Raw genomic sequence first — 18,597 nt, forward strand, 5'->3', positions numbered from 1 at the left:
GAATTAAATGGACTTTAGACACTGTCCTTGGTACTTGCGTCTATTGCAGTTAATGGTCATACCCTTAATAAAATCATATGCAAGATAACTGCTAGACTTTACATTCGATAATGAAAGCGTATTCAGCTTCGTTAATGATAAATAGGTAATAGGTGACTCTTATATGGATATAACAAGCTCGTTCACCACACTGCTTGTAGAAGATAGCATGTCGCTCGGAGCGTTATACACCGAATACTTACGTGCCGATGGAGCAAAAGTCACTCATGTTAATCATGGTGAGGATGCGCTAAACGAGTTGAAGCAGTGGCAACCGGATCTACTAGTTTTAGATATTAAACTTCCCGATATGTCCGGTATGGAGATTCTTGATATTGTTCAGCAACAGTATCCAGCTATTACCGTCATCATGATCACCGCGCATGGCACCATTGATCTGGCGGTCGATGCTATGCGAGCGGGTGCTTTTGATTTTTTGGTGAAGCCATTCGACGCCAAGCGTCTATCCATTACCGTCCGCAATGCCCTCAAGCAGCGACAACTGGTTAACTTGGTCGCTAAATATGAAAGCAGTTTACCCAAACCTCATTATATGGGGTTTATCGGTGAGTCGCTTGCGATGCAAACCGTGTACAAAACAATCGACTGCGTAGCAAATAGCAAGGCATCCGCTTTTATCGTGGGCGAAAGTGGCACCGGCAAAGAAGTTTGCGCACATGCGATTCATCATGCCGGTAGCCGCCGCGATGAAGCTTTTGTTGCCTTAAACTGTGCCTCAATTCCTAAAGATCTCATCGAGAGTGAAATTTTTGGCCACACCAAAGGGGCCTTTACCGGCGCTATTGCTAACCGTGATGGTGCGGCTACTCGCGCCCACAAAGGTACGCTGTTTCTTGATGAAATCTGCGAAATGGATTTAGAGCTGCAAAGTAAGTTACTACGTTTTATTCAGACCGGTGTTTTTCAACGCGTGGGGGGCACTAAAGAGGAGAAAGTTGACGTACGTTTTGTTAGTGCGACTAACCGCACTCCTTGGGATGAAGTGAAAGCAGGCCGCTTTAGGGAAGATCTATTTTATCGATTACATGTTATCCCCATTGAACTGCCACCGTTAAGAATGCGCGGTAAAGATATTATTCTATTAGCCAATAAATTGCTTCAAGAGTACAACAAGGAAGAGGGTAAGCAATTTAAAGGCTTTAGCTCTGCCACTAAGCAATGCCTTAAAAATTATCGATGGCCAGGCAATGTAAGACAGCTGCAGAATGTGATTAGGCAAGTGGTGGTGCTTAATGATACTGATACGGTAGAGCTTGATATGTTACCTATGCAAGTCAGCGCCGATAATAATGTTAAACATATAACGCCTCAAGTTCAAACTAAAGCAACGCCCTTTACGGGGGGGAATGGTCACTCGGCGGTTAATGAGGTTGTAGAAGTTGAGGGCGGAGGAACTGAGCCGCTAGCATCACAAACAGCAGTCGATATCGTTCCGTTATGGATCTCCGAGAAGCAGACTATTGAAGATGCGATTGATTTTTGTGGTGGCAATGTACCTAAGGCGGCGGCATTGTTGGATATTAGTGCCTCGACAATCTATCGAAAACGACAGAGCTGGGAAGAGCTGGAGAGTAGCTTAACTCAAGAAGGTTAGGTATAGAACATAGAGAAACCACCTGTATCGGAGTAGACTACATGTCTACTCTTTTTGTTTTTAAGAATGAGACTAATCATGAAGTTTCTCGTCGATACTCACGCTCATACCATAGCTTCAACCCATGCTTATAGCACTGTGCATGATTACCTTAGGGTTGCGAAAGAGAAAGGCATCAAGTTATTTGCCATTACCGATCATGGGCCTGATATGGCTGACGCACCGCATTTTTGGCATTTTGTTAATATGCGGGTTTTACCGCGGATTGTTGATGGTGTTGGTGTGTTGCGTGGTATCGAAGCTAATATAAAAAATCAGCAGGGTGACATCGACTTTTTTGGCGACTATCTGCAAGAGCTCGATATCGTGTTGGCAGGGTTTCATGAACCAGTGTTACCGCCATCGACAAAAGAGGCTCACACTGCTGCACTGATAAACTGTATTGAGGGCGGTAATGTCGACATTATTAGTCATCCGGGCAACCCCGCATACCCGATTGATATTAAAAAAGTGGCTGTTGCCGCCGCCAAAAACAATGTCGCGTTAGAGATCAATAACTCCTCTTTTTTGACCTCCAGAAAAGGCAGTAAAGGTAACTGCATTGCAATTGCTAATGCCGTAAAAGAAGCTGGTGGGCTATTGGTGATGGGCTCTGACTCTCACGTTGCCTTTAGCTTAGGTGGTTTTGAAAAAGCGATCGAAGTTATTGAGCAAGCAGAGTTTCCAATAGAGCGTTTACTTAATCGTAGTCCTGAAGCCCTGCTGTGTTTTCTATCTGCTCGAGGTCATACATCACTGGACGAGTACTCCGCTTTAATTGAGTAAACTTACGTTAAATGATGGCTGTTAGCGATGACCGTTAATGGGCCACTCTTTTTGCTCGGTGCTCAAATAGATATTGTTAGTAATAGTGTAATCAAATCGGTTAATTAACCGCTGACAATGCAACAACTTTAGTGAATTTTTTGATGAAAATATTGGTTACAGGTGGTAACGGGCAGCTAGCGCAGTCCTTAGCATTGATAGCAAACATCAGTGGTGCTCAGGTTAAAGCGAGCCCGTTTGATGACCAAAGTGCTGGCGCTATTAACACCGACCTTAAACGGGCATTGCTCGCTGTTTTACCTGAAGCATCGAGTTGTTTAAGTCCGCTAGATGAGGTGTTTATATTGGATCGCCAGCTGTTAGATATCTGCAACTCCACATCAATCGCTGCCGCTTTTAAGCAAATAAAGCCAGATGTGCTGATTAACTGCGCGGCCTATAATGCTGTCGATAAAGCGCTGTTAGATGTGGATACTGCCTATCAAGTCAATGCAATTGGGCCTGAGTTACTTGGATTACAATGTAAGAAAAATGGGGTAAAGCTAATCCATATCTCGACGGACTTTGTTTTTGCCGGCAATAAGGGCTGCGCTTATGATGAGAGTGATAGTCCATCTCCGCTATCTGTTTATGGCAAAAGTAAGCTGGCGGGCGAGCAGTCCGTACAGCAAGTGTTGGGAGCTCAGGCAAGTATTATTCGAACTGCTTGGCTTTATAGTTGCTCGGGGCATAACTTTGTCAACACTATGCTGGGGTTATTCGCGGTTAAGGATAAATTATCGGTTATCGGGGATCAATATGGCAGTCCGACTTGGAGTGAAGCGCTAGCCGTAGTGATTTTTAAGCTAATAATACACAAAGAGGTTGTGAGCTTAAATGCTCTGAGTACAAGCCAAGCGGACATTACAGATAATGAGGGGGATCCTGATACAGGAGCAAGCAATTTATACCATTACGCTGCTGCAAACACTTGTTCATGGTTTGAATTTGCCAAAGAGATCCAGCGATTAATGGCATTAGAGTCAGATAAACTTTTGCCTGTTCCCTCTTCCGCGAAAAATGCGTTAGGCGTTAGCCATTGCCAAATTAAGTCAATTAGCGCCAAATCTTGGCAAGCATTGCATGAAAAACCGCTAGCTAAAAGGCCATCGAAAAGTGCTCTAAATATTAAAAAACTGTGCCAACATTTAGGGGGCTTACAAGGGAGTTTACTTAATGCTAAATGGCAACAACAGCTAAAGGCTATGCTTGACTGTCAAAGAAGGTCCCAGAATCTACCTGACAGCTGAGAAGGTCCTAGGTACTAGGACGTTCGCCAGCTCACTGCTAGGAGATCAACAGAAAACACCATTCGGCTTTTTATGCTGATTTTATGCTAGCATCTAGAACCTTCTTTTAAAGTAGGTCGGCATTTATGCCGTCGCTTCGCTCTTTCCTAGTTTTTACCGTAAGCGAAGCGTTCCGTAGTGACGAAGTCGCGCGCTATAAGGCTGTAGGCCGTTCGTCTAAGATTTTACCGTATCTGAAAGCTGAGAAGGTCCTAGGAACTAGGACGTTCGCAAGCTCCCAGCTAGGACGGACTACGTCCTGCTAGGAGATCAACAGAAAACACCATTCGGCTTTTTATGCTGATTTTATGCTAGCATCTAGAACCTTCTTTTAAAGTAGGTCGGCATTTATGCCGTCGCTTCGCTCTTTCCTAGTTTTTACCGTAAGCGAAGCGTTCCGTAGTGACGAAGTCGCGTGCTGTAAGGCTGTAGGCCGTTCGTCTAAGATTTTACCGTCTTTCCTAGAACCTAGAGCCTAGAACCTATGCTGAACTTAAAAACTACGCTCCCAACCGGCATAAAGTGTCGCATCCCAGTCGTTGCCGCCAGAGGTGACATATTCACTGTAACTAACGGTGCCACCGACTTTTAAGGTGCCTTCATAAAAGGGTCTATGGTAACTAGTGTCATATTGGTATACCCGCTCATACTCACCTGGTGAAACAGGATTGCCACCATCAACATTACCGGTGTCAATGCCATCGGTATTGAGGCGTAACCAACGTAGTTTATTGGTAATGTTTTGACCTCCACCTAATTGGGTAATGCCGCCTACAACCAGAGTTTCAGAGTCATTATCATAAGTGCTACCTAAACTGCGGCCATAATAACGATAGCCACTCTTGTAAAATCCATGTTCGTAGAGGCAGTTATACTTTTGTGGGTCAATGCCACAAGATACCTTGGTATCTGAGTACTCTAAAAATACCCGAGTATTTAAATCGCTTAACACAAAATCGATACCGCCCATATTGGCTGCATTGATCAGTTTGTTTTTACCATTGTGATAGTCTTCATGGGTACGCTCGTAGTAGATCCCGTAAGGGATACCAAAGGCGGTGTCTGACCAGCGGAAATCGTAGCCTGCCAGCATATTTTCTTGACCATTTTCAAGCTCACCTTCATGCTTGCCACCATTAAATAGTCCGTCCCACCAATCGCTAAGGCTATTACCGTAACCTTCGCCGCCCCACTGCATGGTCCATGAAAAGCCCACTTCCAATTTCGAAATTGGTCTTAGGGTACCGCGTGCGCCCCAATGTTTAGTCTCTGGCACGTAACGGTCACTTTCCATCTGGCTAAATGCAGTGGTAAAGGTCCAAGGGCCGATCCAGTTAAGCCAAGGCGTTTCAAATGCTTGACTGTTATTTCGGCTTAAGGTCACACCGGGCATCGGTCTGGCATTGGTAGTTTGAATGAGTCCACTGTCCCAACCTGGTCCCCAGTATTTTTGTTGCGCACCGGCACTGACAATCCAGTTGCCTAACATAACAGCGGCAAAACTGTCGTCTAAACGGGTGCTGTTTCCATCAATAGGATCTACATGATAGCTGGCTGATAGACGGCCACTGAACCAGTCTTGGGTGACTTCAGCACTCACACTCCCTTCGCCTTTATCGCGATAGTCTTGGCCAAAGCCGATGAAACGAGTGGTGTCGGTTGCGCCAGCAAGTTCAACCTTGGTGCTAAATGCCCGATGGTCTTTATCGTAGGCACGATTAACTCTGTCAAAAGCACTGCGTTGAATATTTGAAAGTTCAGCCGGCTCGGCTTTATCTAAATCTTCTTTTAATCCATCCCACATCAAAGGGTAGGTGGTAATGGGTTGGACAATAACACCCGTATCGGAAAGTAGTTGGATGTCGGCTCTAAGTGCCAAGTCAGTCGGTTCAACCCACCATGCTGCTTGCACTGAGCTACAACCGAAAAGAAAAAGTCCTGCTAATAATTTGAGTTTCATTGGGATCCCTTATGTCAATGAAGCGCATTCTAGAGTATTTCGCTATAGGCTAACAGTCTAGAGTGATTTGTTATTCAAAATAAGCACTAATAACGATCAATTGGTTAGCCAATTATTCATATTGTTGACTATTACCATATAAACAGTGAATAGGAGGTTGACTGTAGGCGGAATGACTCAGCTTTTAGACTGCAGACTGCTTTTTCTATGGGGGAAATAAGGTTATTTTCTATAATTCACTCAAAATGAGAGTATTTTAGTAAGTACTCTCAGCAATATTACTAAGAGTACTTGATAAGATTAGTTACTAAGTTTAATCGAGAGTAAAAGTCTCTCGCAGATGGATGTAATCTAAACTGGTGCCTAATAGAACTTCAAACTCACCCGCTTCTGCCAACCAATCATTTGCTTTTTCATCCCAGAACGACAGATCCCGTTGGGTCAGTTGCATACTCACTTGTTTGCTTTCACCAGGCTGTAGCATCACTTTGGCGAAGCCTTTGAGCTCTTTTTCGGGGCGCTCGACACTCGCTTTTTTATCACGCAGATAGAGTTGTACCACTTCTGCTCCGGCTAATTTTCCGATATTGCTAACAGTGACTGAAACGGTGAGAGTTTCTTCCTCATTGATGCTGGGTGCAGATAGCTTAATATCACTGAGGGTGAAGTTGGTGTAAGACAAACCATGACCGAAACTAAACAGTGGTTTTATATTTTGCTGCTCAAACCAGCGATGTCCAATAAATACCCCTTCAGAGTAGAGTGACTCGGTGGCATTGTAATCGTTGAGCGCTATAGGGGCTGTATCGGCAAGACTTTGCGGCAGGGTAAAGGGCATTTTGCCACTGGGGTTCACATCACCAAACAGCATATCGGCCACAGCATGCCCGCCCTCCATGCCGCTATAGGAGTTCCAAACAATGGTTGAGGCGTCGTCTTTCCAGGGCATTTCAACGGCGCTGCCAGCGGTCAGAAACACAATAGTATTTGGGTTAGCATCAATGAGCTTAGCAATCATCTCATCTTGCTGATTGGGTAAAATTAAATTGGCTCTATCAATTGATTCTCTGTCATCACTATGGCTCAGGCCACCAAAGTAGATCACAGCATCTGCTTTGTTGGCAGCACTGAGGTATTCAGTTTCACTATTAAACAGTTTATTGGGAGTATCCCAGCCTAAGGTATAACCATCAGTGCCGTTATATTCGATTTCGAACTGGTAATCTGTATCTTTCAGCAGCGAGATGTTTTTAGTTAACAGCTCTTCTGAGTCCCCCTCATATAGCAGGACAGGGTTACCATCGATTGTAATATTAATCTTGCCTTTAGCTGTCAATTTTAAGGTATGCACACCTGATTCAAGGGGCTTTATGGCCGCTTTCATGGTAATAAATTGCTGAGCATCTTTTGCCGTAAAGCTTGAGGGTTTGAACTCGGAGTCGGCTATCCATGATTCATTGATGAGTTTTTGGCGGCTGTCATCACTAAAATAGCTGATGTTCCATGAGGGGGTTCCAGTCCAATGTCTCGTGGCTAAATAGTCGTTGCTAATAGGTGCTAACTTACTGCTTTGCGCGCGCATAACGGTGATATTTACTTTCTCACCAAGCTTATCTCTGAGGGCTTGTAAAGGGGTGATCTCATAAAGGGATTTTACTTCTGAGGAGCCACCTCCTTGCCCATGCTTTTTATCAAGGTTTGGACCTAATACTAAAATATTGCTAACGTTGCTCTGATCTAACGGCAACACGTTGCGGCTGTTTTTGAGCAGTACTATGCCCTCTGCTGCAATCCGTCTGGAAGCCACTCTGTGAGCAGTGATATTTCGTTGACCTGCAAGACGGTGATTGTCCATCATGCCGATACTTAGCTGCACTCTCAGTATGCGTGCGACCTTGTCATCTAGTGCGGCCACTGGCACCTTGCCAGCGTTAATCATTTTAATCAGTGGCTCAGCGAGATAGTAATCTTTGTAATTTGGCACATCTGTGCCCATTTCAAGGTCGAGTCCATTGATTGCTGCATCAACAGTATTGATATCGACGTTCCAATCGGTAACGAGAAGACCCTTGTAATCCCATTCACCTTTTAGAATATCCATAACCAAATGCTTGCTTTGGTTGGCGTTAGTCCCTCTGAATTCATTGTAAGCTCCCATCATTGCATAAACGTTTGCTTGTTTTACCGCAGCTTCAAAAGCTGGCAGGTATACCTCTCGTAAGGTGCGCTCATCAGGCTTTGCATTAACCCCGGTTCGATTTAGCTCCTGGGTGTTTAATGCGAAATGTTTGATGGTGGCAGCAACATCATTCTTTTGAATGGCTTTAATTTGCGGTACAACCAGTTTTGAGGCTAAGTAAGGATCTTCACCCAAATATTCAAAATTGCGGCCATACAGCGGCAGGCGGGCTAAGTTTACCCCCGGGCCAAGGATCAGATCTTTGCCGCGATGGCGTGCTTCACTGCCAAGTACTGCGCCATGTAAGGTCGCCATATCGGTATTCCAGCTAGCAGCAACGGCGGTTAACACGGGCAGGTAAGTCGAGTAATCGCTGCTCCAATTTGCTGAGTTCCAACTGTCGCGTTCAATTTCATGACGTACACCGTGTGGACCATCGGATAACCACATCTCATGGATCCCAAGGCGCTCAATCGCTGCCGTCGTGAACTTGCCATTGGCATGCACTAAAGATACCTTCTCTGCTAGGGTCATTTGCGGAATGAGCGTTTTAATGGTCTGTTCAACCAGATCCAAACGTTGTTGTAACAATGGACGAGTTGGCTCTATAAGGCCCACTTCGTCATAAATAGTCAGTTTGGATGCTGGTACCTCTGCGGCAAAAAGTGGGGCGCTAACAAAAAGGCTGCTCAAGGCTATGGCAAAAGTGGTGGGACGCTTCATTCTAAATTCCATATTAGTTTGTTGACGTATCGTTCGAGTTAAATGGGTTAATAGCGATAAAGTAACAAAGAGCGTTATCTCATGCGGTTATATCACTTAAAATCGATGAATATATTGGCAGTAAGTCGGCCTGTATTTGGGTTTGAGTCTATATCCTGAGCTGGTTTCACTATGCTGGAGTGTAGTAAATTGCCGGGATAAATCACTAGCCTGTTCGGGCGGTATTCTATCTGCTCGTATAGGTCAAAATGATGATCGCTCTCAGTGCAGTACCCCTTTTTTGGTTCACCATTTACCTCTATATGCAGCTGCGCTGCATCAAAATAGGGCTGACAGCGCTGCGCTGTTATCCGTTCCCACTGGGTCGGTCGATGACGAAAAAAACCGGTTGGTCCATGCTGATTTGGGTTGAGGTAATGCAAAATAGCAAAGTGATAGGGCTTTGGCGTATCAAAGTGTGGCATTTTTTGCAGTGCTGTTAGCTTGCTTTCTTCCTGCGTTATAAGAGACAGAAACAGGCTTTGTGGCTTCAATCTCAGCTGATGCGGGATCTTGTAGCACTGGTAAATACCTTGGTATACGGCATCAATGACAGCTTTAACATACTCACGCGGCAAGGCTGCACGAATACCTGGGTAATATGAATTGCGGTCTGCTTTAAAGTCGGCATGGTCTGCTGCGTAAGCATTAATACCGTCAGTGCTTAGAGCAAAGTCATCGATAATGACAACCGGTGTTTTCTCAGTACCTATCAAGACAATGTTTGGCTTAGCGACGGGGTTAACCGTAATCATATTCTGCTGCATATTAATTTTCCCACTTAGCCATCTTTTGAGAAAAACCTGGCCGTTTTAAAGCGCTAAACTAATTAGTTTTACGTTCAAGCTCAAACAGCGCCCTAACCATGTGAGCGGTAGGGCTGCTGATACTTTATGGCTTACATCATCAGCGACTTGCAGTAGTGCTGAATAAAGTCGTAATGATGAGGTAGGTTTTCATTTTTACGCTTCACCACACTCTTGATATTACCCAAGAATGCTTTTAGTTCTTCATCCTCCATCATATCGACAATCGGATGATACTGTTTAGGCGCTATGCCTTGACCAAGCATGACTTGGATCCATGAGCTTTCACCAAATAACTCATTGGGATACTTGTATACTTTGGCTGCTGCCTCAAACATCGCTAATCGGTGTGCCAGTGATTCAGGTATTGGCATATTGCTACAGTAGCGCCAAAACTTACTGTCACGTCTTTGGGTGACGTGGTAGTGCAAGATAATAAAGTCGCGTACGTTATCGGTTTCAAATTTGGTTTGCGCATTAAATTCGTCGATATCAGCTTGAACCAACCCTTGGGATGGAAACATCTGCATTAAGCGCACGATGCCGCGCTGGATAAGATGAATGCTGGTGGACTCAAGTGGCTCAATAAAACCGCTTGAAAGGCCAATTGCCACGCAGTTCTTGTTCCAATGTTTACGTCGAGTACCGGTTTTGTATTTGATCACGCGAGGTTGAGTCAGCAGATCACCCTCGATGTTTTCGAGTAGTAACTGTTTTGCTTGTTCATCAGTCATGTATTTGCTGCAAAATACCAAACCATTGCCGGTTCTGTTTTGCAATGGAATACGCCACTGCCAACCCGACTCACGGGCTATTGAACGTGTATAAGGAACGGGTGTGCTGGTGGTCGTGGTTTGCACTGCAATAGCGCTATCGCAAGGCAGCCAGTGTGACCAGTCTTCAAAGCCAGTATGCAGGGCATCTTCAATGAGTAAGCCTCTAAAGCCAGTACAGTCAATAAAGAGGTCGCCCTCGATTAATTGACCCGAGGCGAGCTGTAAACTCTCTATCTCACCGCTGTCTCGATCAAGATTGACCTCAGTGATCTTGCCCTCAATGCGCACGGTTCCACTCTTTTCAGCAATTTTACGCAAAAACTTAGCGTACAACCCCGCATCGAGATGATAGGCGTGATTCAGATCTTGGTTCGGCAATACGGCAAACTTGCCGGTACGCGATGCTAGATGTTCGGCGCAGTAATCACCTATCTCGCTGGCAATGCCTTTTTCTCGACCTTTTAGCCAAAAGTGCTGAAAGCCTGCGGCCCAGCAATCTTTACCTAAAAATCCAAAAGAGTGTAGATAGTCTTGATTTTCATCGCGCCAATTCTCAAAAGAGATCGCCAATTTAAAAGTCGCGTTGGTGGCGGCCATAAACTCTTGTTCGTTGATACCGAGCAAGCGATGGAATACATGCAGGGTTGGGATGGTGGCTTCACCCACGCCGACGGTGGGAATATCGTCGGACTCAACTAAACGTATATTGAGGTGTTTCCCCAACAGTTTTGATAATGCCGCTGCCGCCATCCAACCTGCGGTGCCCCCACCGGCAATGACGATGTTTTTTATGGGTTTTTTAGTTTTCATCATATGTCCTTCTCTGATCATTACCTTAAAAGGTTAACGCTTTAGTTTGTTCAGTAAGTCTGCTCGTAATTTACGCGCCGATAGCTCATCTATTGGGTGAGATAACATCCCTTGGGCATGCTCTGCTATATGGTCTGTATCATGCAGTTCGTGTTCAAAAACATAGTGGTTGAACATGGCTTGCCACGCTTTACGTTGCGCTATGGGTAAGCTGCGTAGACTCAAAATTGCATGTTGCAGCGCATTAGTCGGTCTGCCCATAAAGGCTGGGGAGTCACGCCACCAATGGGTGACGAGTACGTTAATAGCATCGAGTGCTTCTACATGATGCCACCACATGCTTGGTATAAAAAGTGCGTCGCCAGGTTCAAGTTCTGCCACTTGAGCCGCTTTAAGGGCTTGCTCAAATTTTGGATGCTTGTCAAAGTCAGGTGCATGAAAGTCCACCAGACTAATATCTTGGCCACCGGGAGAAAACTCCATCGGGCCAACGTAGAGGTTGTCTATCTGCTCTGGTGGAAACAGCGTAAAGCGGCGATGACCAACGGCTGAGCAGGCAAGGTTATTGGGGAAGTCAAAATGCGCGGCGATACGACTCTGATTACCAATCCAAACGCTGGTTAGTGGATGAATATCATCTAAGGCTAATGGGTTGGCTGCTGCAAAACCGGGCAACCAGCGGTTAACTTCGGTTGAACCTACATACAAGGTGGGCGGCGTTTCATCATCAAGGTGCGACAATAGTTTGTCGAATACCTGCTTCAGGTCGACCTGGCTGGCGCGAAAATTAAAACCTGTCAGCTGCTCGTTATAAAATACTCTTCCTTGCTGCTCACTGTCGCTGTAGCAAGCCGTGACAGGGGTACCAGTATAAAACTCAAGCAGGTAATCAATAGCAGTTTGAGTCGATTGCTTACCCGCTTTGACTAACGGCCACTCGGCGGCAAAGTCTTTCAGAATGAGCGGCTGAGTCGACGATAATACAAACTCTGGAATATCCCCAGGTTTGCAATTACATATCTGTTTAACGCTATTTTCGACGGTTAGCATGGATGCACCTTGTTCTGTAAACGCTTACATCAATAGATAAAAAATTATCCTTCGAGTTGGTTATTTTTCTTATCCAATAATGTGCGAATATTTGCTTGTGAGGCTATCGTCATATATATCGCTTGCAGGTAGCCTTTGTCATGCAGTTGAGCCAAGTTTTCGCTAGCAAGGGTTTTTAGTTTGTCTTCATTAATGGTGTAAAAGCCAATCATTTGGTGCTTGTTGCCGTTATTAAGCTCAACGTCTAATGTGAAAGACTCTAGTAGTTCGAACTTCAGCAGCGCATCTATAAAATGTTCGCTGTCTTCAAGGCCATGGTGAATAACATCTAACATATCTGCCGCGGTATCAAGGAACGGGGTGTTGCCGCCAAACTCCAGAAATAACGGCTCGCCCTGTTGAGTGCTTATCCGGGGATGATTAAGATCGATATGCAGCACTTGTTGTACCTTTTGCACGCCGTCTTCGATAATATTTTGGCTGCCAATTAAAAATGGCTGACGTTTGATAGCGAGTGGAATATAGGACGCTTGCCATTGACCCTTGTCTAAAAACAGATTCTCTCTATCTTTAAAGCCAAACAGCGCGACAGAGAAGAAGCGACCTGTCTGTGGATCTTTTTGGAAGAAGATAGGGTAGTGGGCCTGCACGCTTCTAAATTCAACCGGGAAGGTCAGTGCATACCAAACATTGTCACCATATTGAGCTGCATGGTCGGTGATGACTTTAAGGTCTTTATGCTCAACACTGTTCAACATGACATTATTGTTTTGCTCTTGAGAAACTGCTTGAGTGGCCATTTTGACTCCTTTTTTTATTCGTTATATCTGTTTTATTCGTTATATCTGTTTTATTCGTTATATTTTAGGAAAACCAAACTGTTTGACTTTATCGAGTAGGGCTCTGTTGCTCGGTAATACCTTAAGCAACTGCTGACTACGCTGACTATTTTGTTGAAATAGCGCTAGGGCTTTATCTTGCTCAGCTTGGCTTAGGTACTTCGGCACGGCGCTGTTAAATCCCATGCCAAACAGTACATACTGAAAACTGGCGGCAGGAAAAAGCGCTTCCGTTTGATTGATATCATATGAATATGGCTGTTGATGTTGCCAAAGCATGATCTGCTCTTTTAGCGATTCCGGGATTGAGCTGTTATCTCGATTATCGCGCCAATAGCCTGAGTCATCTCGATGACTGATGGCGTAATGCAATTTGAGAAAGTCGATGATTTGGCTCCAGCGCTGCTGAAATTTAACATTGAAGCGTTTGGCAATAATATCCATGACCTGACGATTACGCGGCAACTGCTCGCTAATCATCTTGGCTGATTGCTCAATAAGCGCTAATGCTGATGCTTCTAATGGTTCAATGAATCCCGCTGCAATACCCACTGCAACGCAGTTATGTTTCCAAAAGTACGCTCTGTGTCCAGGAGTAAATGCGATTTTTCGCAGTGATGCTGACTCTGCTTGGGCTTTAGTCATGCTTGCTAGCAGGTAACTGCGCAGCTCATTTTCTGCATTGTCGTCGCTGATATGGGCACTCGAATACACATGGCCAACGCCGCGCCTAGATTGCAGGCCTATATCCCAAATCCAGCCTGATGATTGCGCTGTAGAGTGAGTATATGAGGCGATAGGGCTGTGCTCATTGTCATAGGGAACTTGCACCGCTAACGCTGAATCATTAAACAGTACCGACTTTTGCTCAATGAAGGGAACTTGGTAATGCTCGCCGAGCAGTAATGACTTAAAGCCGCTGCAGTCGATAAATAGATCGCCAGCGACGCTGCCGTTTACTTTTGTGGTTACCGATGCAATATCGCCGTTATCATGACTGCTGATGTGCTCAACATGGTCGATAATGTGTTGTACCCCCAGTTTTTGGGTGCAATGACGTTGTAAAAACTGGGAAAATTTTCCTGCATCTAAATGGTAACCGTAGTTAGCATTACACTCATACTCTGCGGTTATTATCTGCTTAGGGGCCGAGCCTTGGTCGCACAATCGTCCTTGAAAGCTAACAGCATTGGTAAAAGAGACATGCTGTTTATGTGCTTGCCAATGTGCGGCAAGGTTTATCTCATTGAATTGACTAGGGAGAGAAAAGGGGTGGTAATAACTGTCACAACTTGGCTGCTTCATGGAGCTAGTCTGTTGTGGCGCATGTGACCATTGGCTGAATTTGGAACCTTGTTTAAAGCTAGCATCACACTCAATAATAAATTCAGTTTCAGAAATGCCCATTTTGTTAAGCGTGCCACGCATTGATGGCCAAGTCCCTTCACCTACGCCAATGGTTGGAACTTGAGGGGATTCAATTAAGATAACCTCAATGGCTCGTTCAGCAGCGGGTAACTTAGTATTAATATGCTCGGCTGCAATAATACCTGCAGTGAGCCAACCACTGGCTCCACCGCCGATAATAATGATTCTATTAATGTCGTTATTCATACCGCTCGACCTATTATTATTGCTCTTATTGAGACACTCTTTTGTGTTCTATGTTGACGCTTTTGTAAGAAATGAAAGGTATCTGATATCCGTTACAAATATTTAACTTGAGCCAATATAACCTTGTCATTTCAGCAGATCTAGTCTCTTTATGTATCAAGGGCTAGACTGAATACTTCAGGCTGAAACAGATTGATATAGCGCTAAAAGTGTCTTAATAAAAAGTGCCTTGTCGTTTTATTTTTAAGAGATAAAGGTGAAGCCACTGTATTGGCTTCACCTTTTAGTGATCACTTAGAAAGTGTATCGTGCACCGATACTATAGCGAGCACCCGTTTGAGTCAGGTTAAGTACCTGTTGAGTTGCTCGGCCATGAGTTCGAGTGTATTCATTGGTAATGTTCAAACCTTCGACAAATACAGTTAAGCCTTCAAGTGCCTCAAAGTCGTAACCAATGTCGTAACTGACATTAAAATCAACTTGTGAGTAAGCTTCGGTATATTCTGGATTTGCACCTGTACCTTGCCCTTTAGAGCTTAAAAATTCATCACGCCAGTTATAGGCTATACGTGCCTGAAAGCCGTAGTTATCGTAGATAGCAATGAGGTTAGCGGTATCACTAATATTGGTTTCTACTGGCTGGTCTTCTAACAAGTAGTTGTTATAGATAGCGCCGGCATCAACCAAGGTGTAGTTACCAATCACCCCGAAACCTGATTCTCCAAAGAAGTGCTGTACCGCAAATTCCCAACCATCAATAGTGGCTTTTTCTTTGCTGTTTGCAGGCGTATCTAAGTCAAATAACAGCGTGTTATCTTCTGCAGGGTTACCTGAAATAACACCGTTGGCGGCATCAACAAATGGGTCGTTAGGGTAGTTATCAAAGATCCACTGACGTATTGCTCCTGCATCAGTCCCTACAGCTGCAACGGCTGCATCGTACTTAGCACCATCGGTTGGGTTAGCGATGTTATAGATATCAGATTCAACTTTTACATTATCGATCCCATTTACGGTGTCTTTTCTGAAGTAACCTACAGATACATAACTGCTTGATGAGTAATACCACTCTGCTGATAAGTCGTAGTTTGTTGATTCAAGCGGTAATAAGCTTGGGTTACCTGTGGTGCCACTACCACCAGCACGGTTTGCCAATGTACCAACGACGGTGCCACCTTGAATTGAGGTATAATCAGGACGTCCAATGGTTTCGCTATAAGCTGCACGTAATATCACATCTTCAACCACTTCAATGTTGAAGTTAACATTTGGCAGATAGTAGTCGTAATCGCCGGTTTGAGTTTGGAAGTCTTGCATGCCCGTTGCGACGAGGGCAATTTCAGTTTCCGCAATCCAATCGGCACCATCATAACTAGCTACTGCAGAGGTTGAAGTTACATCGGTCTGCTCGTAGCGTAGACCAACATGAATGTCATAAGGCATATCGCCAAATTCTGATTCGAAATTGTACTGAATATAGGCTGAGGTTGATTGCTCCTCGGTATAGCGGTCGACGTCCATCGCATATTGAGTTGATGGGCAGAAATCGGTACCACAATCACCTGCGCCGACGTAACCCGCTGCGGTGTAAAGCTCTTCAGCTCGGCCACGAACAGCGTCGAAATCCCAGAAGAAGATGGTATCTAGTAGATCAAAGTCACCATCAGCGGCTGAGAAATCCCCTTTACTTGCATCAAATTTGTCGTGGATCCCTTCAGCTGGGAACCACTCATCTTCAAAGTCGCCCTCTTGACCAACACCGCCCCAATCGTTTCGCTGCACGTTAACGGCTTGAGAGTGGTTGTTAACGTCAGTTAGCGCGATACCAAAGTCGATGCTACCGGCATTATCAAATAGGTATTCACCATCAAGTTGATATTGCTCTATTTCTGATTTATTACGTGAATTACCAAATACACTGCCGGTTACGCGCATGTCAGATGGCTTGATATTGTTACCGTTACCAACGGCTAGGGCGGGGAGATCTTTTGAGAAGTCTGCCGCTGCACTAGTACGGATAAAACCGGCGGTACTAAGCGTGTTGCTACTACCATAAATATGATTTGGTTTATTCTCAGCATCTGACTTATGTACATCTAGGGTCAGGTTTAGGCTGTCATTGACTTGCCAGTCTAAGTTTAGGCCTAAAGAGCCACTTTCGTTACGTACACCGTAGTCACCTGCTGCCATCGATATATCGGCAGGGGTGTCGTAGGTTTCAGAGTAAATGAGTGGTGAAGATACTGGCCCATCAGTCCAAACGTTTTCAGAAGGGGCAAAGGTAAACCAAGCTGATACATCGTTATATTGAGTATCAATGTCATTGCGCATATAGGTGTAATCAAGCGTAGCGACCAATGAATCTACCGGACTATATTGCAGCACTAGCTGACCATTAGTACGGGTGCGTTGCTGCTCTTCAAACCGATAAACCGTAGTTTGTGGCACTGAATAGATATCATCATCACCGGGGCGGTTAACTTGATTATCTTTTTGTACGCCGCCCCAATCGGTGGTGTTATCAGCGCTTCCAGGGAAACTTCTCCAGCCGGTACCGACTTGCGCTTGTTGATTGCCGCTTTCACGCTCTTGGTAACTTGCAGAGATAGATATACCAAATTTATCATCGGCAAAAGTGTTGGAATAAAGACCAGATAGTTCGGGTGTAATACTACCTTTATCAGTAGAGGTATCATCTACCGCTTTTGCGCCAAAGGTGGCTTTTAGGCCAGGTGTATTGAATGGGCGGTGCGTTAATACGTCAATTGTTGCGCCGATACCACCTGTTGGACTTGATGCCACACTGGTCTTTCTAATTTCCACACCGCTAATTGAATCAGAAGCGATGTTGGCAAAATCAAATGAGCGAGAGCCTGTTGTTACTGGCATTTGACGGCCATTTAACAACACTAGATTTCGGTCTGCACCGAAACCGCGAACTGAAACACGACTACCTTCGCCATTTTGACGGTCAATCGAGACACCCGGTATACGTTGCATCGATTCTGCTAAGTTAGAATCAGGCATTTTACCGATATCTTCAGCAGAAATAGCATCGACAATGCCATCTGATGATTTCTTAATGTCCATAGATTTGACTAAACTGCCACGAATACCCGTAACGGCAATGACTTCCATATTCTCATTTGCAGCATTTTCGGTATCGACAGCTTCAGCAGCATAAATAGGCGCTATCGTTGATGCGCTAAGCACCAACGATAGGCTAGTTGCCAGCCTCGTCTTTTTAAATAGTTGTTGTTTCATCTCCATCCCCCCAGAGTCATTCAATCATAGTTTTATTTATATTCTAAATGTAAGCGCTTACAATTGAGGTTAAAAAAAATACCTTTACCGTTTATCGGTGATTTGTAAGCGCTTACACAAACCTAGGGGAATTTGTTTCTAAGGTCAACATAAATTCACTATTGATTAACATTTTCGTAACGATAGTGGTTTTAGCATTACTTAGCTATCCATGTGTAGCAAGGGCTGGAGTAGAGAATGAGTGCTAAGGATTTTCATTGTGAGCGGAGCTGGTCGCGGCGTTAATATGCTTTGAAGATAATGAGAAAGCGCTCAACAGGAAATAGGTCGCTATATACTGTTTTTCGAACCTTTATAGGATAATAAATCCGCTTAAATTGTCATCGGTGGTTCATCTGGCTTCAATATGGCAATTTGATAGTAATTGCAAAATGGCTAACCGCTAGTTTTACAGCCGATAATTGATAAATATTGAAATAAAATTAATGTAAGCGCTTTCATCCTTATCTATTTCTGCCTATACTGATGTTGTCTAAATGTTAAGTAAAGGTCGCATTTCGGACATTGGGGAGAGGTAGTATCAAAGGATTTGAGCGGTTGAGTAACCTTGATCTAGTTGGGAGTTATACCCATCCGACTAATTCCAGCACCTTCTGTTGGGTGGGTATATATTGAATGCTGTTTAGCAAGGATGTTAAGCAGCCATTTTTTACCATGGGTCTATCCCATC

11 protein-coding genes are annotated in these 18,597 nt (G+C 44.5%); 3 read left to right on the forward strand and 8 right to left on the reverse strand.

Annotated features, from left to right (window positions below):
* Positions 1-163: 163 nt before the first annotated feature.
* The 3 genes from JK628_RS08425 to rfbD all read left to right on the forward strand — a co-directional run bounded on the left by JK628_RS08425 (position 164) and on the right by rfbD (position 3,768).
* Positions 164-1,654, forward strand: a complete 1,491-nt coding sequence (locus JK628_RS08425) for a sigma-54-dependent transcriptional regulator (protein WP_202289062.1) — start codon at positions 164-166, stop codon at positions 1,652-1,654.
* Positions 1,655-1,732: 78 nt separating this feature from the next.
* On the forward strand, positions 1,733-2,479 hold the full coding sequence (locus tag JK628_RS08430) for a phosphatase (protein WP_202289063.1): 747 nt from the start codon (positions 1,733-1,735) through the stop codon (positions 2,477-2,479).
* 143 nt (positions 2,480-2,622) lie between these two features.
* A complete protein-coding gene (rfbD, locus tag JK628_RS08435; protein ID WP_202289064.1) occupies positions 2,623-3,768 on the forward strand; it encodes a dTDP-4-dehydrorhamnose reductase in 1,146 nt (381 codons plus the stop codon).
* Positions 3,769-4,300: 532 nt separating this feature from the next.
* Here rfbD and JK628_RS08440 read toward each other — a convergent pair.
* The 8 genes from JK628_RS08440 to JK628_RS08475 form a co-directional block, all read right to left on the reverse strand.
* Positions 4,301-5,767, reverse strand: a complete 1,467-nt coding sequence (locus tag JK628_RS08440) for a capsule assembly Wzi family protein (RefSeq protein WP_202289065.1) — start codon at positions 5,765-5,767, stop codon at positions 4,301-4,303.
* Positions 5,768-6,080: 313 nt separating this feature from the next.
* Positions 6,081-8,669 carry a glycoside hydrolase family 3 C-terminal domain-containing protein gene (locus JK628_RS08445; protein WP_202289066.1) on the reverse strand — a complete coding sequence of 863 codons (2,589 nt, stop codon included), beginning with the start codon at positions 8,667-8,669 and terminating at the stop codon, positions 6,081-6,083.
* Between the two features lie 92 nt (positions 8,670-8,761).
* Complete coding sequence (locus tag JK628_RS08450; protein ID WP_202289067.1) at positions 8,762-9,475, reverse strand: DUF6445 family protein; 714 nt, start codon at positions 9,473-9,475, stop codon at positions 8,762-8,764.
* A gap of 131 nt (positions 9,476-9,606) precedes the next feature.
* Complete coding sequence (locus tag JK628_RS08455; RefSeq protein WP_202289757.1) at positions 9,607-11,100, reverse strand: tryptophan halogenase family protein; 1,494 nt, start codon at positions 11,098-11,100, stop codon at positions 9,607-9,609.
* Between the two features lie 33 nt (positions 11,101-11,133).
* Complete coding sequence (locus JK628_RS08460) at positions 11,134-12,150, reverse strand: cupin-like domain-containing protein (RefSeq protein ID WP_202289068.1); 1,017 nt, start codon at positions 12,148-12,150, stop codon at positions 11,134-11,136.
* A 44-nt stretch (positions 12,151-12,194) separates the two neighbouring features.
* Positions 12,195-12,950, reverse strand: a complete 756-nt coding sequence (locus tag JK628_RS08465) for a SapC family protein (protein WP_202289069.1) — start codon at positions 12,948-12,950, stop codon at positions 12,195-12,197.
* Between the two features lie 57 nt (positions 12,951-13,007).
* Positions 13,008-14,603, reverse strand: coding sequence for a tryptophan halogenase family protein (locus JK628_RS08470; protein WP_202289070.1), 1,596 nt, complete (start codon positions 14,601-14,603; stop codon positions 13,008-13,010).
* Between the two features lie 294 nt (positions 14,604-14,897).
* Positions 14,898-17,867, reverse strand: a complete 2,970-nt coding sequence (locus JK628_RS08475; RefSeq protein WP_202289071.1) for a TonB-dependent receptor — start codon at positions 17,865-17,867, stop codon at positions 14,898-14,900.
* Positions 17,868-18,597 lie beyond the last annotated feature (730 nt).

It is taken from the genome of Shewanella sp. KX20019 (assembly GCF_016757755.1).
Taxonomy (GTDB): domain Bacteria; phylum Pseudomonadota; class Gammaproteobacteria; order Enterobacterales; family Shewanellaceae; genus Shewanella.